This is a genomic window from Propionigenium maris DSM 9537 (genome assembly GCF_027925155.1).
Classification (GTDB): domain Bacteria; phylum Fusobacteriota; class Fusobacteriia; order Fusobacteriales; family Fusobacteriaceae; genus Propionigenium; species Propionigenium maris.
Window position 1 is genome coordinate 30436 of record NZ_BSDY01000002.1, and the last position, 26294, is coordinate 56729.

The window sequence follows — 26294 nt, forward strand, 5'->3', positions numbered from 1 at the left end:
TATTATTTCTTAGCCAGTTCCGCCTTCTTAGCAGCCATATCTACCTCTTCGTGTACCATTGCATCGAAGCTCTTGTGGATATAGATGTGCTGGATATCAGCATACTCTCCAAGTCCTTTTATAGCAAGACTTACATCAAATCCCTTCTCCTCAAGCTCATCCTTCCAGTCTCCTGCGATATCGTTCATTGCGTGATCCCCAGCTACGAACATAAATGGAGCCAGTACTACCTTCTTATATCCCTCAGCCTTAAGGTTACTTACTACATCTGACATTGCAGGGTACCCTTCCACTGTACCTACAAAGTAGTTTTCATATCCCTCAGCCTTAAATACATAGTCCATCTTAGCGTAAGCTGCTCCTGCATAGTGGTGAGTTCCGTGTCCTACTACTACCACTGCTGTATCCTTGTCTGCTGGTATCTCCTTCTTGATAACCTTAGCTACTTCCTTGTAGTCCTCTGTATCTGTAAGAAGAGGTGTTCCCATTCTCACTACCTCAAACTTATCTGCGTACTTTTCAACTTCGTTCTTTAGATTCTCAGTTTCAATCCCGTTCATAATATTTGTTGTCTGAATCAGCACGTGGGTATACCCCTCTGCTGCCAGCTTCTCCATAGCCTCCATTGGGTTATCCTTCTCTATTCCCCTCTTGGAAAGCTTGTTTATTATCTCCCTTGAAGTAAATGCTTCCCTTACCTCAAAGTCCTCAAAATCGTGCTTATATTCCCTGTTAATTACGTCGATTGTCTTACCCCTTGTCTCATCAACTGTACTTCCAAAGTGTACTACCAGGATTGCCTTCTTGTCCCCCTTGTGAAGGTGCTCAAATACATTTTCCCCCTTGCTGCTTGTAGTTCCTCCGTGTGCCATTGCTCCAGTTGTAGTCAATCCCATTAGAAGAATTGCTGCCACTAACATCTTTTTCATTTCCCTTATCCTCCCTTTTGTAATAAAAAAAGCCCCATTCAACAACCTTGAAGGGACTAAAAATTTATATACAAAAAACCTGCCTGAATTTAAACTAGGGGTTTCTTATATTACTCCTGTCCGCGCAAGATAATATCGCTTATGTGTAGTTGGCAGGTCTCCTGGCTTAGCTTCATCCCGATCCCATCTCCTTCCCAGGGGTTACCCAGTGGAATATTGATAGGTCAGTCAGCATTACAGTGGCGGGACCGCGGGAGCTTCTCACTCCTCTTCCCTTTTAATCTCCTTTTTCATAGAGAACCAAATACTTCATTTTCAGCTTGATTATAGCTTTTTTTCCCTATAAAATCAAACAAAATTTGACAAAAAGTTTATTTTTAAAACATTCGTAAATATTAGTGAACCACCTTTCTTTTTACATCCTATTATTTTCGTGTAAATAAAAGCGTTCAGCTATATCAAACCTTCCTTTATATAATTAAGATATTATTTTTCAAAGGTTTATAAATAATATCAATCTTTACATAGAGACCCCTTGAAAACAAAGGCTCCCTTAAAAGGAAAATAAAAATAACTATGTATAATCTCATAAAATAGTGTATGATAAATTTAAAACCAAATGGTATCTAAAAGGAGCACCTATGAGTAATTTGAAAGTTTTTCTCAAGTATTATAAACCATATAAAGGGATGTTTATAATGAACTTCTTCTGTGCTTTTATAATGTCCTCCCTGGACCTTGTATTTCCAGCTGCAGTTAAATATTCCATAGATGACCTCATCCCCAAAAGGGACATAGGGAGCTTCTACCTCATCTCTTTAGGAGTTTTAGGAGTGTTTTTAGCCAGATATCTCATAGGCTTCATCGTCCAGTACAGGGGGCGTTTACTGGGGATGAATATCGAAACGGATATGAGGCGGGATCTCTTCTCCCATATACAGAAGCTCAGCTTTTCATACTTTGACAACACCAAGACCGGTACTATCATGTCGAGACTTGTCAATGATCTCAGCGGAATATCGGGCTTTGTCCACAGGGGTCCCGAGGACTTCTTCTTAGCCACTGTGAGCCTCTTTGGTTCCCTAGCTCTTATGGCGTATATGAATATAAAGCTTACCCTGATAGTGCTCATTGTACTCCCCATCCTCATAGGTTTTGCATTCTTCAATAAGAATATAATGGTGAAGCACTACAGGGAATCTGCTAAAAAGATAGCTGAGATAAACTCCCAGGCTGAAAACAGTATCGGGGGGATAAGGGTTGTTAAGGCCTTTACCAACGAGGAGTTTGAGAGAGAGAAGTTCCAGACAAAGAACATGGATTTCAGAGCCATAAAAAACAAGGTATTTATAGTCACTGCCAGATACTTTTCAGGCCTCAGCCTGATTATGAACCTTCTCCACCTGACTATCCTCTTCTTTGGTGGAAGGATGGTATTTAGTGGAGAGATATCCCTGGGAGTTCTTGTAGGGTTCCTCCTCTACATAAACAAGTTTTTTATGCCCATAAGGAAGATGATGAACCTTATGGAAGCATACCAGAAGGGGATGGCAGGCTTCTATAGATTTAAGGAGCTCATGTCCATCGATCCTGAGATAGAGGATATCCCTAAAGCAGAGGATATAAGGATCACCAATGGAGAGATATCCATAGAGGATATCTCCTTCACCTACAGGAATGCCTCTGAACCTGTATTAAAGAACTTCAGTCTCAGGGTAAAGTCCGGTGAAAATATCGCCCTTGTGGGAAACAGCGGAGCTGGAAAGAGTACTATCTCCTCTATAATTCCTAGGTTCTATGAGGTAGAAAGGGGAAGCATCTCCATCGACGGCCAGAATATCAGGGAGGTCACTTTAAACTCCTTGAGAAAGAATATCGGAATAATTCAGCAGGAGGTATTCCTCTTTGACGGTACCATAAGGGAAAACATCGCCTATGGTAACCTAGAAGCTTCCTATAAGGAGATTATTAAAGCCGCTAAGAGGGCCAATATCTATGACTTTGTCATGTCCCTTCCAGAGGGATTTGAGACCCAGGTGGGAGAAAGGGGAGTTAAGCTCAGCGGAGGTCAGAAGCAGAGGATATCCATAGCTAGGGTCTTCCTGAAGAACCCTCCAATACTTATCCTGGACGAGGCTACCTCCTCCCTTGATAACAGAACAGAGCAGCTTATCCAAACCTCCCTGAATGAGCTGTCCAAGGAGAGAACTACCATTACAATAGCCCACAGACTGTCCACCATAAAGGACAGAGACAGGATTGTAGTTCTGGAGAAGGGTAGAATAGTGGAGGAGGGAACCCATGAGGAGCTCCTCTCCTATGAAAATACCTATGCCAGACTCTACAGGGCCCACGATCTGAAAACTGCACTTTAAGGAAGCTGTTATACAGCTTCTTTTTTCTTTTGTTTTTTTGATTTCTCTGATATAGTTGGATAGAATAAACAATATCTTTGGAGGTATCTCGATGATCGACTTTCTTAATAACACTCTAATAGAAGCCGGGGTAAATTCCCGGATAAGTATATATATCCTGAGGCTCATCCTCTTTTTCTTCCTCTTAGGAGTGGCTCTTATTGTGGATTTCATAAGCAAAAACCTCATCCTTAAGTTTGTAGAGGGAGTGGTAAAGAAGACCAAGACCCGTTGGGACGATATCTTTTTTGAGAAGAAGGGATTTGTGTATATCTCACACCTCCTTCCCGCTATCTTCCTTTACCCCTTTACACCTATCTTTCCTGTGACAGGTCCTCTATTCAGAAAGCTTCTGAATATCTATATAGCAGTCACTGTGATAAGGATAGTATTAAAGTTTATAAAGAGCTTTGAATTCCTCTATGAGGAGCTGAATATCTCCAGAAAGAAACCCATCAGGGGATATATCCAGGTGCTGGAGATCACTACATTTCTCATTGGAGCTGTTCTCATTATATCCGATATCCTTGGAAAGTCCCCTGCCATACTCCTTAGCGGAATCGGAGCTGCCACAGCTGTAATAATGCTCATCTTCAAGGACACTATCCTGGGACTTGTGGCGGGAGTCCAGATAAATATAAATAATATGGTGAAGATAGGGGATTGGATAGAGCTTCCTCAGCACAATGTAGACGGAGATGTCATCGAGATAAACCTTACCACTGTAAAGGTAAGAAACTTCGATAAGACCATAAGCAATATCCCCATAACTGCCCTGGTTTCAGATTCCTTTAAAAACTGGGATGGTATGACGGAAACTGGGGGACGTCGAATAAAAAGGTCCATCTATATAGATATCAACTCCATCAAGGTCTGTACCCCTGAGATGCTTGAAAAATATAAGGAGGTAAGCTACATCTCCAAGTATATCTCCCAGAAGGAAGTAGCCATTGCAGAGTACAACAAGGAAACCTTCGGAGACAGGAGCCTTCTCATAAACGGAAGGAAGCTTACTAATATAGGAACCTTCAGAAACTATGCCCTCTCCTACCTTAAGAACCACTCAGGTGTAAACAGTAATATGATCCTCCTCGTGAGGCAGCTTGCTCCTACCGAGCTTGGGCTTCCCCTGGAGATCTACGCTTTTACCAACACAACAGTATGGAGGGACTATGAAAATATCCAGGGAGATATCTTCGACCACCTTCTGGCTGTGCTTCCGGAATTTGACCTTAAAGTATTCCAGAACCCCACTGCCAGTGATTTCAGCAAACTTATAAAGAAATAGGTTAAAAGTGAAAAAGTAAATAGAAACAAAAAGGAACTCAGTTATGCCTACAGGCTCCACTGAGTTCCCTTTTTTATATCTAAATCTCCTCTATCTGTAGAGGCAGAGGTAGGAGGTTTCCTCCTCTACCCTCACATTAAAGGATCTGTTTGCCTCCACTTCGAAGATTTTTCCAGCCTCCACCTCTATCCACTCCTTGGCTTCTGGAAGTTTTATCTCCATTCTTCCGCAGGTAACTGTCATATACTCCTTCTTAGAGGTCCCAAACTCATACTCCCCCGGAGCCATTACCCCTATAGTTGCAGGTCCCTCATTATTCTCAAAGCTGAGGGATTTTACCCTTCCCTCAAAGTACTCATTTGTCTTAAACATCTTCCTTCCCCCTAATTATTTTCTATCCCCTGGACATCTCTCGTGATTTTTCCGTACACCTTCTCATGGCAGTAATCACTGCATTCCTCAGGCCCTTCTCCTCAAAGGTAGCCACAGCCTCTATGGTAGTTCCTCCTGGAGAACATACCTCATCCTTCAGCTGTCCCGGGTGTTTCCCCGTTTCTACCACCATCTTAGCTGCTCCTAGTACCGTCTGGGCCGCCATCTTATAGGCCTTCTCCCTTGGCATACCGTCAAGAACCGCCCCATCTGCCATGGCCTCTATAAACATATAGATATAAGCCGGAGCAGATCCGCTCACAGAGGTCACCACATCCATGAGCTTCTCCTCTACAACCTCTGTCCTTCCAAAGCTCTCAAATATCTCCACTACCTCCTGAAGTTCTCCTTCAGATACAAGATCATTGTTGCAGAGGGAGGACATTCCCTCCCCCACAAGGGAAGGGGTGTTTGGCATAACCCTAACCACCTTTATCCTCCTTCCAAAGGCCCCTTCAGTGCTATCCATGCTCCTTCCCGCTGCAATAGTTACAACGATAGCATCCTCCCTGAAAGCATCTCTCACCTCAGAGATGATCCTCTCATATAGGTTTGGTTTCACAGCAAGGATCACTATATCTGCTCCCTCTGCACACTGTATATTGTTTGCAGCTGCCTCTATCCCATATCTCTCCACTACTGCTGCCAGATTTTTCTCATTCAGGTCGGAGGCTGTTATCCTGCTCCCGGGATACTTTCCCGCCTTTACTATTCCTCCTATCATTGCTTGGGCCATATTTCCGCACCCTATAAATCCTATCCTCTTCATCTCATCCCCCACTCCTTAAAATTCCTGTTCCGTTCTCTCTATTATCTCATCCTGAAGGGCCCTGTCCAGGTTGCAGAAGAAATCGCTGTATCCTGCAACCCTCACTATAAGATCCTTATACTCCTCAGGATTCTCCTGCGCCTTAAGGAGGATCTCTTTACCGATTATATTAAACTGTATGTGGTGTCCGTCCATCTTAAAGTAGGATCTCACAAGGGAGGCCAGATTGTTAAGTCCCTCATCTCCAGCTACCACCGACGGGGTAAACTTCTGGTTTAAAAGGGTTCCCCCTGTTATAAGGTGGTTCATCTTGGAAGCTGACTTAATAACCCCTGTAGGTCCCACTCTGTCCACTCCCTTAGATGGGGATATTCCGTCTGCCAGGGGCTTAGTGGCCCTTCTTCCGTCTGGAGTAGCACCAATTACAGAACCAAAGTATACGTGACATGTGGTAGGAAGCATATTTATCCTGTGCTCTCCACCCTTGCCGTTGGGTCTTCCTGTAACCTCATTGTAGTATGCATAGAAGATCTCCTTCATAACATCGTCGGCATAATCATCGTCATTTCCATACTTAGGAGTCCTGTTCTTTACCAGATGGTGGATCTCCTCATGCCCATCAAAGTCTGCCTTCATAGCTTCCAGGATCTCCTCCATGGTAAATCTGTTATTTTCAAAGACATTGTACTTGAGGGAGGTCAGCATATCCGTGATATTTCCAATCCCCACTCCCTGGATATAGGAGGTATTGTATCTTGCTCCCCCGGAGTTATAGTCCCTCCCCTCACTTATACAGTCATCTATAATCACTGAGAGGAATGGCACCGGCATCTTTGTGGCATAGAGCCTCTCTATTATCCTGTTCCCCTCTACCTTGATATCCACAAAGTACTGCAGCTGCTTTTTATAAGCCTCAAAGAGCTCCTCATAGGTTTTAAATTCCTCAGGTTTTCCAGTCTCTATCCCCAGTATTTTCCCACTTACAGGATCCAGACCATTATTCAGGGTAATCTCCAGGATCTTGGGAAGGTTCATATATCCAGTTAGTATATAGGCCTCTTTACCAAAGGCTCCCGTCTCGATACACCCGCTGTTTCCACCGCATCTTGCGTCGACTATATCCTTACCGGCTATGAGCATCTCCTGGATTACAGCATCTGTGTTAAAGAGTGATGGCTGTCCCCACCCCTTTCTGACAACTTCAAGGGCTCTCTTTAGGAATGCCTGGGGAGTCTGCTTGCTTATCTGTACATTAGAGCTTGGCTGTAGGAGCTTCATCTCATCTATTACATCCAGCACCAGATAGCTCACCTCATTTACTCCGTCGGAGCCGTCTGCCTTCAGACCTCCGCTGTTGATGTTGGAGAAGTCCGTATAGGTTCCGCTCTCCTTAAGGGTGATTCCCACCTTGGGAGGTGCCGGCTGATTGTTAAACTTCACCCAGAAACACTGCAGAAGCTCCTTGGCTTTCTCCCTGGTAAGGGTTCCCGCTGCTACCTCCCTCTCATAGAATGGGTTCAGGTGCTGGTCCAACCTTCCTGGACAGAAGGAATCCCAAGGGTTTAACTCAGATATTACACACAGGTGAACAAACCAGTACATCTGCAAAGCTTCCTCAAAGGTCTGAGGGGCATGGGCAGGCACCCTGCTGCAGATCTCTCCTATCCTCTCAAGCTCAGCCTTTCTTACCTCATCCTCTTCAACCTCCGCCATCTCTCTGGCCTTCTCAGCATAACGTTCCCCAAGTATCATTATTGCATCACAGGCTATACCCATAGCCTCCAGCTGGTGTTTCCTATCCAGAGCTTCATCATCTGAGTGGAAGTCCAGTTTGGAGATAGCTTCCTCTATCTCCCTCTTAAACTCCAGGAACCCCTTTTTGTATATCTTCTCATCAGCAACAGTATGACCGGGACCCCTCTGCTCCATAAACTCTGTAAATACACCAGCTTCATAGCAGGACTTCCACTTCTCTGTCACGCTACCCAGGATCCAGCTACGCATGGATCTTCCTTCCCAGTGGGGGATTATCTGCTCCCTTTGGATCTCTTTGGCTTCCTCTGAAACCTTAAAGGATATCTTCTCCCTTTTGTCCATAATCTCAAAATCCTCTATAGTATGACAGCAGAGCTCAGGATAGGTTGGGGTAGCTGCTGGCGCCTCTCCCCTCTCCCCTACGATTAGCTCTCCGTCATTTATACAGAGTTCCTTCCTGCTCATGATCTCCTTAAGAACCAGGGCTCTAAGTACAGGATTTGGAATGCTTCCCTCATATCTTTTATATACCTCATCCACAATTATAGCTCTCTCCATGGATATCCTGGGAACAGCCTCTACACTCTGCTTTCTAAGTTTTCTCACTCTTTCAGTCATCATCCTCTATCATCCCCCTATCTTCACTTTTATTCCTGCAGCTTTAAACTTTTCTTCTATCTCTGCCATCCTTTTAGCCTCAGGTTTCTCCCCTCCTGAAAGCTTGTATTCCATGGTAAGTTTATCGTATTTATCCATTCCCAGCTTATGGTAGGGAAGGATATTCACCTGAAGTATATTTAGGCTTGAAAGAAAATCTATACTCTTGTCTATATGTTCATCGTCATCATTTATTCCTCTGATGATAGGCATCCTCACGTAGATGTTTTTCCCCAGATCCGAGAGCTTTTTCAGATTCTCCAGTATAAGCTTGTTGGAAACTCCCGTATACTTAATATGCTTTTCATCGTCATATATCTTCAGATCATAGAGGAAGAGGTCTACCATGTGGGCTATCTTTTCAAAGTTTTCCCAGCTTGTATAACCACAGGTATCCATAGTGGCATTGATCCTCAGATCCCTGCACCTTATAAGGACTTCCCTCAAGAAATCCGAGTGCATCATGGGTTCTCCACCGGAGAAGGTTACTCCCCCTCCCGATTCCTCATAAAAGGTCATATCCTTTTTTATCTGAATCATCAGTTCATCTACATGAACTCTTCTTCCCACATGCTCCTTGGCCTCACTTATACAGAATTCAGCACACTTCCCGCAGCTGATGCATTTTTCCAGATCTACAAAGGGGTCACCATTTTTTAGTTCAATGGCCTCCTGGGCACACCTTTTCACACACCTGCCGCAGCTGGTACACTTATCCTGACAGAGCATCATCTCCTCCTGGGGATCTATACTCTCGGGATTGTGACACCACCAGCACTTTAGGGGACATCCCTTAAAAAATACTGTCGTTCTGATTCCAGGACCATCGTGAACAGAGTATTTTTGAATATTAATTATAGTAGCCTCCATTCTCCCCTCCTCTTTTCATAGATATAAATTTTTTTCAACATTTTTTCTTTTCAATGGGAGTATATAACATTTTTTTCACTAAGTCTATAATAATATTTATAAAAATAAATTGATTTTTATAAATATGAATAGTATACTCCTCTTAAATTAACATCCAGACACAAAAAAATAAGTTTACGGGTCTATTTATATCATTTTTTTAATCCAAAGGAGGAAGTTATGGAGACAGCTAAAGGAATCCCCTCAGAGGACCACTTAAGAAGAAGGGCAGTATCTAGTGAAACTTATATTTTTTTAGGTGTTACGTGTATTATATTTGGTTTTTTAGGAAGTCAGATGGGAATAGGAATCATGTTCAGCATTATGATGAAGACGGCCCACGACCTGATTCTCAACACAGCTATATTTATAATGGGAGTAGCTGTCCTTGCAGGGGCTGTGGCTGCACTCCTCTCAGAATTTGGTGTAATTGCTCTTGTAAACAAGCTTCTCTCACCGGTAATGAAGCCCCTCTTTGGATTACCTGGAGCTGCTTCCCTGGGAGCTATTACCACCTATATCTCAGATAATCCCGCTATCCTCTCCCTGGTTGAAGACGAGGGGTTCTCCAAGTACTTTAAGAAGTATCAGCTGGTTTCTCTCGTGAATTTGGGAACAGTTTTTGGAATGGGTCTCATAGTTACAAGTTACGTACTGGGGCTCGGAAGTGAATATATTCCAGCAATAATTGTGGGAAATATTGCTGCTATCCTTGGGGGAGTTATCAGTGTGAGGCTTATGCTTATTGTGGGCCAAAAAGAGTTTAAGGAGGAGAAGGGATACCTTGATACCGAAGAATTTATCGAGTACAGGACTATCCGTGAGGGCAGCACCTTCCAGAGAGTCTTGGGAGCTATGCTGGAAGGAGGAAAGAGCGGAGTGGATCTTGGTTTAAGTGTAATTCCAGGTATCCTTGTGGTATGTACCATAGTGATGATGCTCACCTTTGGTCCCAGCGGTGTGGAGAACGGGGTAGCTGTATACACTGGAGCTGCCTATGAGGGTATTGGTCTTCTGCCAAAAATAGGGGAGTTCTTCTCCTTTATTCTCACTCCCCTCTTCGGGTTTCAGAGTACCGAGGCTCTGGCATTGCCAATAACCTCCCTGGGAGCAGTGGGAGCTGCCATGGGAATGGCAAAGGGACTTTTAGATAAGGGACTCATGGATGCCCACGATATTGCAGTATTTTCAGCTATGGGAATCTGCTGGGCCGGCTTTATGAGCACCCATGTGGGGCTCATGGATGCTCTTGGATCTAGAAAGCTTGCTGGAAAAGCTATGGTTACCCACCTTATTGGAGGAGTAGCCGCTGGAGTTTTTGCTAACTATATCTTTAAATTATTTTTTTAGCTAAAGCTATTAAAAAAAGAGAAACCTGTTTTCATAACAGGTTTCTCTTTTTTATTCCTTATAGCTGTTGGGAGTTCCCACAGCTATAATCCTTGTTTTCTTACTGGTATCATTTCCCCAGTTATGCAGGGAAGCTGAGCTGTAGTGAGCACTGTCCCCTGGATAGAGGATCTCCTCCCTGTCATCCATTACCAGGGTCAATATCCCCTCTAGCACATAGACAAACTCCTCCCCCTCGTGGGAGTATCCCTTTATCCTCTCCTGCTTCTCCCTGGGAAGAATATCTATTATTCTGGGAACCATGGTCTTGTCGGTGAGATCATTACTCAGGTGATAGTGGATAAACTGAGAGTTCACGACCTCATAGACCTCCTTTTCATACCCACGCATAACTATCTTCTTTTCCTTCTTTATCTCCCTGAAAAAGTAGGTGAGTTCCACACCTAGCTCCAAAGATATCCTCTGGAGTACATCTACTGAGATGGTAGTAAGGCCCCTTTCAAGCTGTGAGAGAAAACCAGTGGAAAGTTCCACCTTCTCCCCTAGATCCTTCAGGGTCATCCCCTTTCCTACCCTTAATTCCTTTATCTTTTCACCTATATTTGCTGTCATTCCTACTCCCTCTCCTGTTTCATCTCTTTAGTAACAGTATACTAAAAAAAAAATAATAAGTCACCTCTAAGAGGTGACTTATTATTGGATAGATGTAATTAAAATATTATTTCAACTAGAGACAGAGCACCAATAATCCACATGATAGGCTTTATCTTCCCTGCATCCCCTGAAAAGATAGATACCAGGATATAAGAGATAAATCCAAAAGAGATTCCCACCGATATACTGTATGTAAGAGGCATAAGGATTATCGTAAGGAAGGCTGGAATAGCTACCTCTATATCATGAAAATCTATATCCAGAAGGTTCTTAAACATGTAAACTCCCACTATCATAAGGGCAGGTGCTGTAGCAAATGCCGGCACGATACCGATGATCGGAGTAAATAACGGAGCTACTAGGAAAAGAAGGGCTGTAGTCATAGCTGTCAGACCTGTTCTTCCTCCATCAGCAATTCCAGAAGCCGATTCGATAAATGTTGTTGTTGTAGATGTTCCCAGAGCAGATCCCACAACTGTAGCCACTGCATCTGCTTCCAGTATCTTACTTGCATTCTCTATTCTGCCGTGCTCATCTATCATCTCCGCTTCATGGGCGCAGGCCATGATAGTTCCCACTGAATCAAAGAGGTCCACAAACATAAATGAAAAGATAGGACCAATCATAGATATTTTCAGTGCTCCCAAAATATCAAACTTAAGAGCTACCGGTGCAATACTTGGCGGGGTAGATATAAAGCTTGCAGGAAGGCTTACCTGTCCCAGTATAACCCCTAGAATAGTGGTAACAAGGATACCAATAAGGATTCCTCCCTTTATTCCCCTCATCTCAAGAAAGCCGATAACAGCAAATCCCACAAGACCTAAAGCCACAGAGATATTAACCTTTCCAAGCCCCACTAGGGTAGCCGGATTCCCCACAACAAGACCAAGACTTTGAAGACCTATAAAGGCTATAAATAACCCGATCCCCGCTCCCACAGCCAGTCTCAGCTGACTTGGAATGGCCTCAATTATCATCTCCCTTACACCGGTTAGTGTAAGTATTAAAAATACAAGACCAGATATAAATACAACTCCCAGAGCTTCCTCCCAGCTAGCTCCCTGACCAAACACAAGGGTATAAGTAAAGAAGGCATTTAGCCCCATCCCCGGTGCCATTGCAAGGGGAGCATTTACCCAGAGTGCTGTAATCATAGTACCAATAAATGCAGAAAGACAGGTCACTGTAATCAGCGCTCCTTTATCCATACCTGTCTGAGCCAACATATCTGGGTGAACAAATATCACATATGCCATTGTAAGAAATGTAGTCACCCCGGCAGTTATCTCCTGCCTTGCCGTCGTATTGTGTTCCTTCAACCTAAAAACCTTTTCTAACATCCTAAAACCTCCTAATTTTTCCAAAAAATCAAAAAAACCCTGATCTTTACAATCGGGCCAACTGGTTTCAGAATAAATTGTAACGCCGTCTGGCCCATAGCAGACTATTTATGGTAGTCCGTAGAAACTCCTCACCGTATTAGAGGTATATATGGGTCTTTCAATTTTCAACTTAATCTTATAAAAATTTATGAACTTTGTCAAGTTCTATTATTAAAGAGAATTCTAATTATACTTTTTGGGGAAAAGTTAATTAAAGGTTTAGGATTTATAAGGTTGTTGATGTTAAATACATAAGATTAACATTGAAAATCGTTACAGCATTTACTATAATTAAGAAATATTAATAACACTTTTAAAGTTTTCACGTCTTTTTCAAGTTGAAGAATTTAATGTGTTCTTAAGACAAAGTTATAATATCAAAATAATGAAATTTAAGATAGGACAGCTGTCATAGTTATCAATATTTTTTTCTCTTTTATTGTGATTCCTAGTATAAAAAGCTGTATTTCGTCGAATTTTAACAAAAATTTTTAAAAAAATACATGAGGGAGGTTTTTTCAAGATGAAAAAAATTATAGTTTTTTCTATGTTGGTTTTTCTGGTCGGGTGTTCATTTAATGAAAATTTAAGAGAAGATAGAACAAAATTGACGGGAATGTATATGTACTACGCCGATGCTGCAATACTTTTTTCATGTGACAACGGCGAGAAAATCTTTATAAGAGGGGGAGATGGAAATATAGAGCTGGAAAGAAGATACCTCTCTGCCCGTAAAGAAGTTATGGATAAGGTCTATGTAGAGATCGGAGGACACTATGAGATGACCCCCAAAATGGACGGTGAGGGACTGGAGAGGGTCTTCCTTGTGACAGATGTATATGAGGTAGATCCTGAAAGGGAGTGTTTTTAACTTTGGTAGATAAATACAACTCTACACTTCTACTTAATACAAAAAAAACTTTATTATAAAATTATTTTTTAGAAAATAACCGGCTCCATATGTTATCAAACTTCACAAAAATAAAGCGGTATTCCCTTTGGGAGTACCGCTTTATTTTATAGTTCCATCTCCATATTCTCTCTGTTAACATAACCCACTGCGACCTCACACTGAAAAAGTTCCTTTAACTTGCTAGCAAATTCCTCAGCTGCCTCCCTCACCTTGTGATCATTCATTCCCTCAAAACCATCTATGGGAAAGAAGATATTTCTGCTATCCTGAGTCAACTTCCCCAGCTCCCCCTGCCTCCAGATCCACCTTCTTGTTTTAACCTCACTCCCCACAGAGTAGACTACCTCTCCCAGGGGCATCTCCTCAGCCTCTAAACCTCCAAAAGGGGTAAATTTATCTTCTTCTCCAGAGAGTCTCACCTCTATATCCCCCTCTCCTGAATCCATATCGTGTCCCCCTATGGGAAGAATATACTTCAGGGAGATACTGTTATATAGGTCCACCACTGGAAGGATGTTTGGAACTCCCCTTCCCTTAAGTACCCTGCTTGCAAGGGCTTCTATAGAGGGCATAAACTTATTGGGATTATACCCCATCTCTCTAAAAGCCTCCCTGTAGGGAGCTATCTCCTCTATATCCCTTGCTTTTTTCCCAGAATACCTCTCCTCCAGGGTCTTAGCTGCCTCCGCAAGGCCTGTGGAGATCTCCCTATTTTCCACTCCCCTTGCCACAACTACACCAAAGCATAGATCAGGCTGCATCTCAAATATCTCTCTACTCACCTTAAACTTCATTTTACCACTCCCTGCTCTCCTAGATTTATCTTCCTTAAGTATAAACTCTAAAGCTGGTAGAGAGTCAAATGGATCATAATTTTTTTCTTTTCTCTATCTGAGGATATATCCCCTTCCCTGAAGGGACTCTATGTGATCCTCAAAGGTGGATATCTTATTCTTGAGCTTTCTTATATATACGTCTATTATCCTATTCCCCTGGATAAACTCATCCCTCCACACCATCTCATAGATCTTCATCCTGGAAAGGGCTACCCCCCTGTTCTCAGCGAGAAAAACGAGGAGGTTGTACTCGGTTTTAGAGAGTTTTATCTCCGCTTCCCCCTCCCTCACACTGTTGGCTGAGAGGTTTATGGCTATCTCCCCTATCTTGAGCATCTCCGCCTTAACAGCACTCTTACGCTCTACAGCTCTTATCCTGAGGATTACCTCCTCTATATTGAAGGGCTTTTTTACATAGTCATCTGCCCCCCTCACAAAGCCCTCCACTATATCCTCCTGCTCCGTCTTTCCAGTGAGCATTATTATATGGGGGGTCCCGTATACCTTGGGGTGCTCCCTTATCCTTTCACACACCTCCAGGCCATCTATTCCTGGAAGGTAGAGGTCCAGCAGGATCACCTGGGGCCCCTGATTCACTATGGTCTGGAGAGCAGCTTCCCCAGATGAAGCTGTACACACATCAAAGCCCTCCCTCTGTAAACTTTTCTCCAGGTGATTTCTCGTTACCAAACTATCCTCTACTACAAGTATCTTCATAATCCCTCTCCAATTCTCTCCTTTAAACTCTCCCATCTAACCTCTATAACATCTAAATACCGGATATTTTTCTCAAAGCTTTCTGGGTTCCCTTCTATCTCCTCCAGAAGAATCCTTACCTTGTCCTCCCTGAGGTAGGAAAACTCTCCCTTGAGCTTGTGGGCGTAGTATCTTATCTTCTCAGGTGCTCTAACCTCTATGGCCTCTCTAAGCCCTATAAGCCCCTCTGGGATCTCCTTGAGGCAGTCGGCTATTATCCCCTCATCTTCCATCTTGTCCACAAGTCTCTCGACCTTTATCTGGGGTACAAGGTTTTCCACAGCCTCTATGAGGTCATCCCTCTGAAAGGGCTTTGTCACATAGGCATCCAGAGGTCCCTTGAGGGCTTCCACCCTGTCCTCTATGAATGCATTGGCAGTTATGGCCACCACCGGGAGCTTTCTATCTATATCCTTTATCCTCCTGGCCAACTCATACCCGTCCATCTCGGGCATCTGTATATCTGTAAATACAATATCAACCTCATCTGTGAGGAGTTCCAGAGCCTGGGCTCCTCTTTCAGCTGAAATAACAGATACCCCCATTCCCTCTAGCAGTTCCCTCAGGACATTCAGGTTTAGCCTGCTGTCATCTACAATAAGTGCCTTGATGCCCCTTCCACTACTCTCCTCCTGCTTCCTTCCTACCTTCTCCATGCTCCTATAGATCTTCCAGTTAAAGAGGGGATTCAGGCAGATAATCGGAACTCCCTCCATCTCCACAGGGGAGATGCACACCACTGTACACTCCATAGTATGTCTTTCAGGGGAGTAGCTCTCCTCCCCTATAAAGGTATGTGGGTAATCTCGGGCTACCTCCTCATCCTCTATGAGCTCCATAAACTCCTCTTCGTCGGAAACGATTATATAGGGAAGGATATAGTCATCCCCAAAGCCCTTGAAGATATCCCTTATCTCTTTACAGGTCGTATAGAGGATAAAGCCTCTGCTGCTCAGGTGCACCTTTTCCTCTCCCTCTGGAAGTTGTAGCTTAAAGGAGAAGGTGCTCCCAAGACCATGGGTACTCTCGACCTCAAGCTTTGATCCCATTAGGTGGAGGAACTTAGATGTTATTGCAAGGCCAAGTCCGGTACCCTCATACTCCCTGGAGTTACCCTGCTGTCCCTGGATAAAATCCTCGGTTATCCTGCCAAGGATCTCCTCTGGAATACCTATTCCAGTGTCCCTTACCCTAAAGAGGATCTCTCCTCCCTCATCTAGCTCAACATCAATTACAACCTCCCCCTCTGAAGTGAACTTAACTGCATTCCCCACCAGGTTTATAAGGACCTTTCTCAGAGCCAGCCTGTCTCCCACAACTATATGAGGTAGATCTCTTGAGCACCTGCAGGTTAGCTTCAACCCCTTCCTGTTAACCAGACTCTCAAATATCTGTAGCACCTCTGTGAGGATTTCCCTCAGGGAAAACTCCTTCCTGTGGATCTCTACCCTATTGGCTTCTATCTTGGAAAAGTCCAGGATATCATTTATTATCTCCAGCAGGTGGTGGGAAGCTCCCCCTATAACCTCTATTCTCTCCCAGATCTTTCTCTCCATGGGAAGGTCCTTAAGGATCTCCACTGTACCTATTATTCCGCTGAGGGGTGTCCTTATCTCATGGGACATATTGGCTAAGAATCGCCCCTTCTCCAGGCTGGCCTCCTCTGCCCTCTCCCTTGTCTCCACAAGCTCCCTCACAAGCTTTCTTCTGCTTATTATCAGGTAGAACATAATAAAGGAAACTATTATGGTCAGGTGAAAGGAGATTATTATCTTATTGAGGTTTCTCTTATCTATTACAAAGAAGTGACCATCCATATTGTAGAAGGAGTACCCTCCCTCCAGAAGAAAATAGTTCAACCTGTACTTCTTTGCCTTGGGATAGTTAAAGAAAAGCCTCTCTCCACCACTTGACCTCTCCTCAGGGTAGAGTACCATGGTAAATTCATCCTTAGGGGTATGCCTGTAACCGTAAACGGGATAGTCCAGATCATTCAATTCCCTGGTATTCCTCCCTCCCTTAACAACAAGGGCTCTGCTCTCTCCCCCCTCTCCGGCGTTCTCCTCCATGGAAAATTCTGAAAACTCTATTCTGGAAAAATCCTTCCTCAGGGCAGCTCTCTCCTTCCCTGTAAAACCCAAAAGATATATCCTCTCCACTGCAGGCTGAAGGTGAACCACCCTTTCAAAGAAAGCCTCTATAGGGTGGAGATCCTCCCACCCTTCCTCTGCTATATCCATTGGAGACTCTGCCCCCAATACTCCTATGCATACCACTATATATAGAAACATAATTATTCTCTTCATCTTCTCCCCCTCAGAAGCATTATAGCTTTTTTAAAAAATAAAATCAAAATTAACAGTATGTTAACAAGGGGGTAATATACTTATTTCGAACTTAGGGTTCTTAAACAATTCGTAATGGAGGAGCTTTTGGCGGTTATGGTATTCAGTGTCTCTATGGGAGTCTGAACTACACCCTAGGGCACCCGATAACTCATTACATATAATATTTAGGGAGGCAATTTATGAAAGAGAAGTTAGGTTTTTGGAGTATTGTGCTTTTAGGTATCAACTGTATCATTGGTACTGGTATCTTTGGATTACCCAATAAAGCTTATGCTATGATTGGGGAAGCAAGTGTTGGGGTAATTATTTTTGACGCTTTACTGGTTATTTCCATTGCTCTTTGTTTTGCAGAGGCTGCTGGTCGTTTTAAGGTAAATGGAGGTCCATATATCTATGCCAAGGAAGCCTTTGGAACATTCTTTGGATATGAGGTAGGTCTTATGAAGTGGCTTATGGGAATTATAGGTTGGGCTACCTTTGCAGTATTTTTAGGTAACAGGCTTGCTCTGGTTTTCCCGATGTTTGACACACCCACTGGAAGAATGGCCATTGCAATCTTCAGTATTCTCTTCTGGAGTGTCGTTAACTTAATGGGAGTTAGATCCTCTAAGATAGTTAATAATATAGTAACTCTTGGAAAACTTCTGCCGCTATTTTTATTTATCTTTGCTGGAATCTTCCTCTTTGGTAAGGTTGATACAGCTACTCTAGCTGAAGGAGCTGCAATTGCTTCACCCAATGGAAATACCCTGGTAGAAGCAGCGATCCTCTTCTTCTTCGCCTTTACAGGTTTTGAAGCTATTGGTATCGCAGCAGGAGATATGGTGGATCCTCAGAAAAACCTTCCAAAGGCCATTGTAGTGGTAATGTTAATTGTATCTGCTGTTTATATTGCTATCCTTCTTATCTGTATGAAGGTTCTTGGGCCATCTCTTGCTGTAAGTAAGGCTCCTGTTGCAGAAGCTGCTGGTGTCCTTCTGGGGAAAGGTGGAAAATCATTTATCATGACTGGAATCTTAATCTCAATAATAGGAATAAATATGGCTGGTTCCTATACCTCTACTAAGTCTGGGGTAGCCCTTGCTGAGACTGGTCTTGTTCCTGAGTTCTTCCTGAAGACAAACAGTAAGGGAGTTCACTACAACGCTGTTCTTGCTTCTATGTTTGGAACAATAATCCTGGCAATGAGTGGAAGTTTTGCTGCCCTTGCATCTATAGGAGTAATCGTAAGATTTATCCAGTATATCCCTACATGTGCTGCAGTACTGATCTTCAGAAAGAGAGATCGGGAAAATGGAATAAAGTATGACGGATTTACAATTCCATTTGGTTCTACTGTACCTATTATCGCCCTTGTTGTAAGTATTATCCTACTGATTAAGGCTGGTATAGCTACTCCTCATAAGATAGTTTATGGTCTAGGTGGACTGGTTGTAGTTGCGCCATTCTACAGGTTCTCCAAGGAGAGGATGCAGAAGATGGATGAAAAGGTTGCACTGGGAGGTGCTAATTAATGAAAGTAATCGGTATCTCTGGAAACAGAAAGTTTCTAGATGGTTTTAACAGAGACTATGTCTTCGATCACTACGCCAGGTGTATAGAAAAGGTAGGGGGAGCTCCTCTGATCCTTCCTATCACTACCAATAAAGAGGTGGCTAAAACATATGTGGATAGGATAGATGCCCTCATAATGACTGGAGGGGTAGATGTAAATCCCTTCCTCTATGGAGAGGAGTTCGCAGCAGAGACAGAGGCTCCCTTTGTAGAGAGAGACACCTTTGATTACCTGCTCATCGAGGCTGCTCTGGAGAAAGATATCCCTATCCTGGGAATATGCAGGGGGATGCAGATAATGAATGTATACCTTGGGGGATCCCTTCATCAGGACCTTAAATACTATGGAGAGACTAGGATTCAGCATGTGCAGAAATCCAGCCACCACGAAGCTGTTCACCTTGTTGAGATAGAGAAGGACTCCACTCTCTGCACCCTTATCGGAGAAAAGCAGAAGGTAAACTCTGTGCACCATCAGGCTATCAACAAGCTGGGAGAAGGCCTTGCAGTTTCAGCTACATCTCCGTCGGACGGGATCATCGAGGCATATGAGTCTGTAGATGACAGAAGGATCCTTGGAATACAGTGGCACCCTGAGATGATGTTTGCTGAGGGGAACAATGAGATGGAAAATATCTTCAGGTTCCTGCTTAAGTAGTTTCAGAGTGAAATAAAAGTTTTAAGGGGGAGGGCTTCAGTGGAGGCCCTCTTTCAAATTACAGATACAGATGATATACTATCTAGATATTATTGAAATAAACTAGGAAGGGAGGGAAGAAGATGACAAATAAGCTGGGATTTTGGAGTATTGTATTACTTGGAATAAATACCATTCTCGGATCGGGAATCTTCCTCCTTCCTGGAACCTTTTATATAGCCTTAAATGAAGGGGGATTTCTTTCCCCTCTCATCGTTGTTGCCACTGTTCTGGCTATCTCTCTTTGCTTTGCAGAGGCCTCGGGAATCTTTGAGGGGTATGGAGGTCCCTACATCTATGTAAGGGAAGCCATGGGAGAGTTCATGGGATTTCAGGTGGGGTTTATGAAGTGGGTTATCTCCCTTCTGGCCTGGGCCACTATGGCCGTTGCCTTTGCCAACCTCCTGGTATCCTTTTTGGATATCGGTCACATCCCCTATATTCAGAAAATCCTTGCTGGAGCCCTAATCCTCGTCCTCTCCTATGTTAACTTTTTAGGGGTGGAGCTGACCAAAAGTCTCAACAACATCGTTACCCTGGGAAAGATGGTTCCCATCCTCCTATTTGTCTTTATAGGGATTAAGTATATAGGAAGAACCGACCTTGTCTTTACAGGAGTAGAGTCTGACGGGTTTGTCAGGGGAATTCAGGATCCCATCCTCATCCTCTTCTATGCATTTACAGGATTTGAGTCCATTGCAGTAGCAGCCAGGGATATGAGAACCCCCCTTAAAAACCTTCCCAAGGGGATCATCTGTGTAATGGCAGCCATAACAATACTCTATACTATACTTATCTTAGTTATCTTGGGAGTTCTTAGGGGAAATATCGATCCAGATTCCTATCCTATATTTCATGCAGCCTACCTCCTGCTTGGGCCCCTGGGAGGAAGCTTCTTCTCCTCTGGGATAATAATGTCTGTAATAGGTATCAACATTGCCTCCTCCTTTACAAGTCCTAGGTCCATAGTGGCCCTCTCAGAGAAAAATACCATGCCGGAGTTTCTCTCCAGGAAAAATAAGTATGGTACTCCAGGGGCAGCAATTATCCTCACTGGGGGGCTTTCCCTCCTCATAGTTCTTATTGGGAACTTCAATACCCTGGCATCATTTTCTGTGATTTCAAGGATCTCCCAGTATCTCCTTACCTGTATAGCTGTGATTATTTTCAGGAAACGTGGAATCAAGGGGTCTCTAAGCCTTCCTGGAGGCTACCTCATTCCGGTGACGGCCCTCATCACCATGGGGATCCTCTTCTACAGCTATGTAGCCTATATAGTCAGTGTGTTTTTAGCATTCTTTCTTATCGGAAGGTATTTCTACAGCTACGATAAAAAAACAACCATCCAAGACAAAATCCCTGAAACTAATTTATAGTTTCAGGGATTTTTTTATTATATCTATCCCGGATTGCCCCCCTTCTTAATCTTAAGGTGCTCTACCTTGTTGTAGGATTTCTTTCTCTCCTGGCCCCTCTCAAGCCTGTAGATCCAGGCAATATTGTAGAGCCTTTCGTTCTCTCCTTCTAAATACCACTCCCATCCCGAGCTATACTTCTCTATCCTTCGCCTGCTGTAAACCTTAAGGGGCACATCCTCTATCTCCTCCATAAGAAACATTATCTTACTCTGATCGTAGTAGGAGAACCTTATCCTCTCTCCCCTCTCTATGGATCTTTGCAGTCTCTCTATCTTCCTTCCTATGAGGAGTTTTTCTATCTCCACTATCCTTGCTGAGGAGTAGTAGAGGTGGCTCCTTATCCCCATCTCCTCAAGCTTTCGCAGCTTATCCCTGGAGTAATACTCATAGGGAAGCTTATTCCCCTTCTCCCTGTTGCACCTTCTGCAGAGAACCACTGTATTGGATCCCGTCTCCCTCGACCTAAGGGCATACCCCTTGGACAGTGGCAGGTGGTGATCAAACTCCAGATCCTTCTCACTTTCACAGTTGAAGCACCTGTGTCTGAACCTCTTAAGCTCAGTCCTCTTCTCCTCCTCCCCCAGGCCGTCCTTTAAAAGGCTGGCTATCTCATCCCTCCTGTGGGGGATCTCCAGGGTAGGTTCATCCTGGGAATCTGCTCTTTCTTCAGGCTCCTCCCTCTCCTCTTTTGTAAATATATATATGAGTCCGAAAATTATAAACCAAAATAATATTATATTCTCCAAAGCAATCCCTCCCCTCACTATTACTATACTCCCTTTAAAATATTAACCTTCCTCCCCCCTTCATTAAATAAATATTTATTTAATAAAATTCTCCATATAAAGTATTGACAAATTTAAGATAAGGTAATATACTCTGAGTACAATACAAGTTTAAAACCATTACAAAAATGAAGAGTAGGAGGATATATGAAGATGTATGTATGCGATATCTGCGGATATGTTTACGATCCAGCAGTAGGAGATGTAGAAAACGGAGTAGCACCAGGAACAGCCTTTGAAGATATTAACGATGACTGGGTATGCCCTCCATGTGCTGTAGGTAAGGAGCACTTCACTGAGATGTAATTTTGAAAGCAGTCCACTGGGGCTGCTTTTTTATTATTGAGGAAAGCATAAAATTATAGATGATTGCCACTATAAAATTTCATTTCATAAGACTAGAAGGGGTAGAGGATCACCCTCCCTTTATCGAGATAAACTCCATTGACATCTGGATTTTTTTTAAGTATAATCCTCTAAATGAAATCTGCGAAAACGTTTTCGGAAAGAGGAGGAACTATGACGGAAAGGGAAAAAATGATAGCTCAGATGGACTATCAGCCATGGGATGAGGAGCTTGCAGGAGACAGAAAAAAAGCTAAGAAACTTTGTCGTGAATATAACCTTATGGCCTTTGAGGATGAGGCGAGGAGAAAAGAGGTTCTGAAGGAACTATTTAGAAGGAAGACCGACGCTCATATTGAGCCAAACTTCTGGTGCGACTACGGTTACAATATAACCCTGGGAAAGGGGTTCTATGCCAACCACAACCTCACTATCCTGGACTGTGCTAGGGTAATTATTGGAGACAATGTCCTCTGTGCTCCAAATGTACAGATCTACACAGCAGCACACCCTCTGGATCCGGTTACAAGAAGAAGCGGTATGGAGTTTGCCAGGGAGATAAGGATAGGAAATGATGTATGGATAGGGGGAGGAGCCATAATCCTGCCAGGGGTCTCTGTGGGGGACAATGTGGTTATAGGAGCAGGAAGTGTAGTGACCAAGGATATACCTGCCAATGTAGTGGTGGGAGGAAACCCTGCCCGTATAATTAAGAGGTGGGAAGACCAGTAGGAAGCAAGAGAATGAAAAATTAAAAAGGAATGTAAGAAAAGAAAAAAGCTCAACCTTCATCTGAAGATTGAGCTTTAACTTTTTTAACTTATTAATCCACCTGTTACCTTAAAGATTGTAAGTATTGTCATTAGTATTAGCAGGTGAAACATGTAGCCGTAACCCATATGAAACCCCCGTATAATTTATTACTCTTCTAGTATATCATATATGGACTATTTTGACCACACTACCCCTTGAAGTAACCGTAGATAGCTCTCACCACTCTACCAGTTCCCCCCTTAGGATAGTAGTCCTCTGCCTTCTTTGCAAAGGATGTTCCCGCTATATCCAGGTGCATCCAAGGCTTTCCTTCTACAAACTCCTCTAAGAACTTGGCAGCACTTGCAGCACTTGCCCATCTTCCCCCTGAGTTTACCAGGTCAGCTATATCGGACTTCAGTATCTCTTTATATTTATCGAAGAGAGGCATCCTCCATACCAGCTCTCCGTAATCACCTGAAGCTCCTTCAATCTTTTCATACATCTCATCTGTGTTGGTAAATGTACCTGTAGCATCAAATCCAAGGGCTACAATTACCCCTCCTGTAAGGGTAGCAACATCTATTACCTCGGATACCTTTTCATTTCTGATGGCATAGGTAATGGCATCTATTAGGGTAAGTCTTCCCTCGGCATCTGTATTTGTCACCTCTATACTCTTACCATTCATACTTCCTATTACATCCCCAGGTCTGTAGGCATTTCCCCCTATGGAGTTTTCGCAGGCTGCCACCACAGCTACGATGTTCTTTCTTACCTTCATTCTGGCCACAGCAGTCATAGCTCCTATTACAGTAGCTGCTCCCCCCATGTCACTCTTCATTCCCACCATACCGTCTGTAGGCTTCAGAGAAAGACCTCCAGTGTCATAGGTAAGTCCCTTTCCGATAAGTCCGCTTATCTCCTCTGGATTTGAAGGGTCCCCCATATATCTCATTAGGATGAGCTTAGGTCTCTTTTCAGCTGCTCTTGCCACTGAAAGGTAGGAAACCATTCCAAGGGCTTCTATCTCCTCTTCGTCCTTTACATCTACTAGGAACCCGTATCTTTCCCCGAGTTCCCTTGTGATCTCAGCCAGTGACTCAGGATAGATAACATTGGCAGGCTCATTTATAAGGTCTCTGGTGATACACACAGCTTCCCCTAGGACAACTCCCTCATCTCCAGTCTCCTCACCCTCTGGTTTGAAGAGATCCAGGTTGATAACCTTCTCTTCCTTCTTCTCCTTATACTTATCAAAGTCGTAGTTCAGGTAGCACGCCACCTCTGCAAGGGCATCTGTGAGAAGAAGCTCAGAGTCATCTGCTGAGATAAGGATATCCCCCTTCTCTCCCTTAAGAGCCTTGAAGACAACCCTTCTCAGAACCTCCGGGTTAAACTCCTCCTTCCTTCCCGCTCCCAGGTAGATAAGGTTTAGAAGTTTACCTCCCTGAAGGATGCTTACCTCTGCCTTCTCCCCCTCCTTACCTGTAAACTCATTTTTTTTAAGCACCTCATTTACAAGGATCATGTTCTCCTCTGAGATACATCTGCACGGCTCTATCTCTCCCTCAAAGTAGAGCATTAAATTTTTATCGTAACTCTTATTCATGTGCTTTATTACATTGAAATTCATCCATACCACCCTCTATATCGTATTATCTGTAATCATTACAATTTCACTAATATACTTTATACAACGTTTTTACTTAAAGAGCAAGTAATAAGGGCTCTTTTAGGTTAATTTCCCTTTGTTTACTATTAAAAATTCCCACAACTGGACAATTCTGTAAAATCCTTGACATTCTCAATAATTTTTTATATAATTAATCGGCTATCTTAAATTCTCATTAAAAGTGAATTACCGAGGATTTCAGATACTGTTTAGTAGTTCTTAATTTTAGTTAATTTTATAAATTTTATACAGGAGGACTTTTTTAAGATGAAAACTTTTATGAATACAGTGGAATGTGCTGAAGCTGTAGTTAAGATGGGTGTAAAGAAGGCAAATACAAAACCTTCTAAAGTATTTACCCTTGGATTTATGGCGGGAATGTTTGTAGGACTTGCTTATGTGGCATACATCACTGCTACTTCTTTCGCAGGACCTGCTATCAACCCAGTTGTAGGTAAGTTTATCGGATCGGCTATCTTCCCTACTGCGGTAATACTTGTACTTCTTGCTGGAGCATCACTATTTACTGGAAACAACCTGGCTACACTTGCTTGGATGACTGGAGACGCTAAGCTTTCAGACGTTATGAGAAACTGGGTATTTGTATGGTTAGGTAACTTTGCAGGATCACTATTCCTTGTATTTGTTGTTTCTATGGCAGGTATCTTCAAGAGTGAAGCTATGATCGATGCTACTGTTCACCTTGCTACACACAAGGCTCACATGACATTTACATCTGCTCTATTCAGCGGATTCCTATGTAACGTTGTAGTTGCACTAGGTGTATGGATCTCATTCTCAGCTACAGATGCTGGTGGTAAGATCATGGCAGCTTGGTTCCCAATTATGATGTTCGCATTCTCTGGATACCAGCACGTTGTTGCAAACATGTTCGTTATCTCTATGGGATGGGTTCTAGATCCTTCTGCTTTCACAATCGCTGAAGCATTTATGGGTAACTTCATTCCAGTAACAATTGGTAACGCTCTTGCTGGTGGATTATTCATTCCAGGAATCTACTACACTCTTTACCTAAAAAAGGATACAGCAGCACAGGCTGTAACTAACAAGGGATAATTAAAGATATTTAAGGATGACCTATGGTCATCCTTTTTTTATTGGTTATGGTACTTTCTTGCCATGATGTAAGAAAATCTCCAAAGAACTTCGATACTTTTGTCTTGATACAAAAGTAACCGCACAACGCAAAGAAACACTGCGTTGCGGCAAATCATAGTCGTCACTTGGTGCCTCGTTGATTTCCACGAAAATCAAGTCTTCCGGCAATTGCCTTTAAAGGTAATACAGATATTCCATTGCCCTCCTGGGCTCTCTACAGAGCCTAAAGTAGTTAAACACAATGAAGTAGGCTGCTGTTGTGAAGCCAGACGACTGCCTGCAGACAGCCATTCTAATTCAACTTCATATCAGTACAAAACTATGTGGATTACTTTCAAAGTCTTAGTAAAAGCAATTCCTTATCTAGCTTTTTATAGATTATGAGATTTTTTATAGTCGACTGCAGGTAGTCGTCGAGCACCACAGAATTATATGACTTCGTTTCGTCGGACTTATTAGGTCCTATCCAGAGTCCGTAGAAGAAACGGAAAACCTGCTCTGCTCAGAAAGACTATTACCGAAAGTCTTGAACTTTGGGCACCCTTTTTTCAAG

22 protein-coding genes and 2 riboswitches are annotated in these 26294 nt (G+C 43.1%); of the genes, 10 read left to right on the forward strand and 12 right to left on the reverse strand.

The annotated features are described in order from the left end of the window. Positions 1 to 2 precede the first annotated feature (2 nt). Complete coding sequence (locus tag QMG11_RS02050; RefSeq protein WP_281833041.1) at positions 3 to 929, reverse strand: sirohydrochlorin cobaltochelatase; 927 nt, start codon at positions 927 to 929, stop codon at positions 3 to 5. Between the two features lie 134 nt (positions 930 to 1063). Continuing rightward, positions 1064 to 1247, reverse strand: a riboswitch (cobalamin riboswitch). 323 nt (positions 1248 to 1570) lie between these two features. Here QMG11_RS02050 and QMG11_RS02055 point away from each other — a divergent pair. Together QMG11_RS02055 and QMG11_RS02060 are read left to right on the forward strand one after the other, a co-directional pair. Beyond that, positions 1571 to 3304 carry an ABC transporter ATP-binding protein gene (locus tag QMG11_RS02055; protein WP_281833042.1) on the forward strand — a complete coding sequence of 578 codons (1734 nt, stop codon included), beginning with the start codon at positions 1571 to 1573 and terminating at the stop codon, positions 3302 to 3304. A gap of 91 nt (positions 3305 to 3395) precedes the next feature. Beyond that, positions 3396 to 4631 (forward strand): mechanosensitive ion channel family protein, encoded by a 1236-nt coding sequence (locus QMG11_RS02060; RefSeq protein WP_281833043.1) that lies wholly within the window; start codon positions 3396 to 3398, stop codon positions 4629 to 4631. Between the two features lie 90 nt (positions 4632 to 4721). On the opposite strand, the gene ppnP is transcribed toward QMG11_RS02060, so the two are convergent. Genes ppnP through QMG11_RS02080 form a run of 4 tightly spaced genes read right to left on the reverse strand, consistent with a single transcriptional unit; the run spans position 4722 to position 9114 of the window. Then, entirely contained in the window at positions 4722 to 5003 is a 282-nt protein-coding gene (ppnP, locus tag QMG11_RS02065; protein ID WP_281833045.1) for a pyrimidine/purine nucleoside phosphorylase, read from the reverse strand. Between the two features lie 22 nt (positions 5004 to 5025). Beyond that, positions 5026 to 5832 carry a pyrroline-5-carboxylate reductase gene (gene proC / locus QMG11_RS02070; RefSeq protein WP_281833047.1) on the reverse strand — a complete coding sequence of 269 codons (807 nt, stop codon included), beginning with the start codon at positions 5830 to 5832 and terminating at the stop codon, positions 5026 to 5028. Between the two features lie 15 nt (positions 5833 to 5847). Next, positions 5848 to 8208, reverse strand: a complete 2361-nt coding sequence (hypD, locus tag QMG11_RS02075) for a trans-4-hydroxy-L-proline dehydratase (protein ID WP_281833049.1) — start codon at positions 8206 to 8208, stop codon at positions 5848 to 5850. Positions 8209 to 8214: 6 nt separating this feature from the next. Next, positions 8215 to 9114, reverse strand: coding sequence for a trans-4-hydroxy-L-proline dehydratase activase (locus QMG11_RS02080; protein ID WP_281833051.1), 900 nt, complete (start codon positions 9112 to 9114; stop codon positions 8215 to 8217). Positions 9115 to 9333: 219 nt separating this feature from the next. Between QMG11_RS02080 and QMG11_RS02085 the strand changes: the two genes are divergently transcribed. Beyond that, on the forward strand, positions 9334 to 10503 hold the full coding sequence (locus tag QMG11_RS02085; protein ID WP_281833053.1) for a CD0519/CD1768 family membrane protein: 1170 nt from the start codon (positions 9334 to 9336) through the stop codon (positions 10501 to 10503). Between the two features lie 51 nt (positions 10504 to 10554). Here QMG11_RS02085 and QMG11_RS02090 read toward each other — a convergent pair whose 3' ends face one another. Next, positions 10555 to 11115, reverse strand: coding sequence for a helix-turn-helix domain-containing protein (locus QMG11_RS02090; RefSeq protein WP_281833055.1), 561 nt, complete (start codon positions 11113 to 11115; stop codon positions 10555 to 10557). Positions 11116 to 11213: 98 nt separating this feature from the next. Then, positions 11214 to 12500 carry an NCS2 family permease gene (locus tag QMG11_RS02095; protein ID WP_281833056.1) on the reverse strand — a complete coding sequence of 429 codons (1287 nt, stop codon included), beginning with the start codon at positions 12498 to 12500 and terminating at the stop codon, positions 11214 to 11216. A gap of 77 nt (positions 12501 to 12577) precedes the next feature. After that, positions 12578 to 12675: riboswitch (purine riboswitch) on the reverse strand. A gap of 390 nt (positions 12676 to 13065) precedes the next feature. Here QMG11_RS02095 and QMG11_RS02100 point away from each other — a divergent pair. Next, positions 13066 to 13413: a hypothetical protein gene (locus QMG11_RS02100; protein ID WP_281833057.1), complete on the forward strand. Its 348-nt coding sequence runs from the start codon at positions 13066 to 13068 to the stop codon at positions 13411 to 13413. Positions 13414 to 13559: 146 nt separating this feature from the next. On the opposite strand, the gene QMG11_RS02105 is transcribed toward QMG11_RS02100, so the two are convergent. The 3 genes from QMG11_RS02105 to QMG11_RS02115 form a co-directional block, all read right to left on the reverse strand. After that, on the reverse strand, positions 13560 to 14249 hold the full coding sequence (locus tag QMG11_RS02105) for a B3/B4 domain-containing protein (protein ID WP_281833059.1): 690 nt from the start codon (positions 14247 to 14249) through the stop codon (positions 13560 to 13562). 93 nt (positions 14250 to 14342) lie between these two features. After that, positions 14343 to 15008 carry a response regulator transcription factor gene (locus QMG11_RS02110; protein WP_281833061.1) on the reverse strand — a complete coding sequence of 222 codons (666 nt, stop codon included), beginning with the start codon at positions 15006 to 15008 and terminating at the stop codon, positions 14343 to 14345. Further along, complete coding sequence (locus tag QMG11_RS02115; protein ID WP_281833063.1) at positions 15005 to 17353, reverse strand: response regulator; 2349 nt, start codon at positions 17351 to 17353, stop codon at positions 15005 to 15007. Before QMG11_RS02115 ends, QMG11_RS02110 begins: the two co-directional genes overlap by 4 nt. 221 nt (positions 17354 to 17574) lie before the next feature. Here QMG11_RS02115 and QMG11_RS02120 point away from each other — a divergent pair, with 221 nt between their 5' ends. The 3 genes from QMG11_RS02120 (at position 17575) to QMG11_RS02130 (ending at position 21022) form a co-directional block, all read left to right on the forward strand. After that, complete coding sequence (locus QMG11_RS02120; protein ID WP_281833065.1) at positions 17575 to 18909, forward strand: APC family permease; 1335 nt, start codon at positions 17575 to 17577, stop codon at positions 18907 to 18909. Next, a complete protein-coding gene (locus QMG11_RS02125; RefSeq protein ID WP_281833067.1) occupies positions 18909 to 19607 on the forward strand; it encodes a gamma-glutamyl-gamma-aminobutyrate hydrolase family protein in 699 nt (232 codons plus the stop codon). The genes QMG11_RS02120 and QMG11_RS02125 overlap by 1 nt, the downstream gene beginning before the upstream one ends. A gap of 122 nt (positions 19608 to 19729) precedes the next feature. Further along, the gene (locus QMG11_RS02130; protein ID WP_281833069.1) at positions 19730 to 21022 is read left to right on the forward strand and encodes an APC family permease; all 1293 of its coding nucleotides are present in this window, start codon (positions 19730 to 19732) and stop codon (positions 21020 to 21022) included. A gap of 23 nt (positions 21023 to 21045) precedes the next feature. Here QMG11_RS02130 and QMG11_RS02135 read toward each other — a convergent pair whose 3' ends face one another. Next, positions 21046 to 21810, reverse strand: a complete 765-nt coding sequence (locus QMG11_RS02135) for an HNH endonuclease (protein WP_281833071.1) — start codon at positions 21808 to 21810, stop codon at positions 21046 to 21048. Between the two features lie 186 nt (positions 21811 to 21996). Between QMG11_RS02135 and rd the strand changes: the two genes are divergently transcribed. Beyond that, positions 21997 to 22155, forward strand: coding sequence for a rubredoxin (rd, locus tag QMG11_RS02140; protein WP_281833073.1), 159 nt, complete (start codon positions 21997 to 21999; stop codon positions 22153 to 22155). A 213-nt stretch (positions 22156 to 22368) separates the two neighbouring features. Further along, positions 22369 to 22926 (forward strand): sugar O-acetyltransferase, encoded by a 558-nt coding sequence (locus QMG11_RS02145; RefSeq protein ID WP_281833075.1) that lies wholly within the window; start codon positions 22369 to 22371, stop codon positions 22924 to 22926. A gap of 229 nt (positions 22927 to 23155) precedes the next feature. Here the strand turns inward: QMG11_RS02145 and QMG11_RS02150 are convergent, their stop codons facing one another. Continuing rightward, positions 23156 to 24583 (reverse strand): leucyl aminopeptidase, encoded by a 1428-nt coding sequence (locus tag QMG11_RS02150; protein ID WP_281833077.1) that lies wholly within the window; start codon positions 24581 to 24583, stop codon positions 23156 to 23158. 306 nt (positions 24584 to 24889) lie between these two features. Between QMG11_RS02150 and QMG11_RS02155 the strand changes: the two genes are divergently transcribed. After that, on the forward strand, positions 24890 to 25699 hold the full coding sequence (locus QMG11_RS02155) for a formate/nitrite transporter family protein (RefSeq protein ID WP_281833079.1): 810 nt from the start codon (positions 24890 to 24892) through the stop codon (positions 25697 to 25699). Positions 25700 to 26294 lie beyond the last annotated feature (595 nt).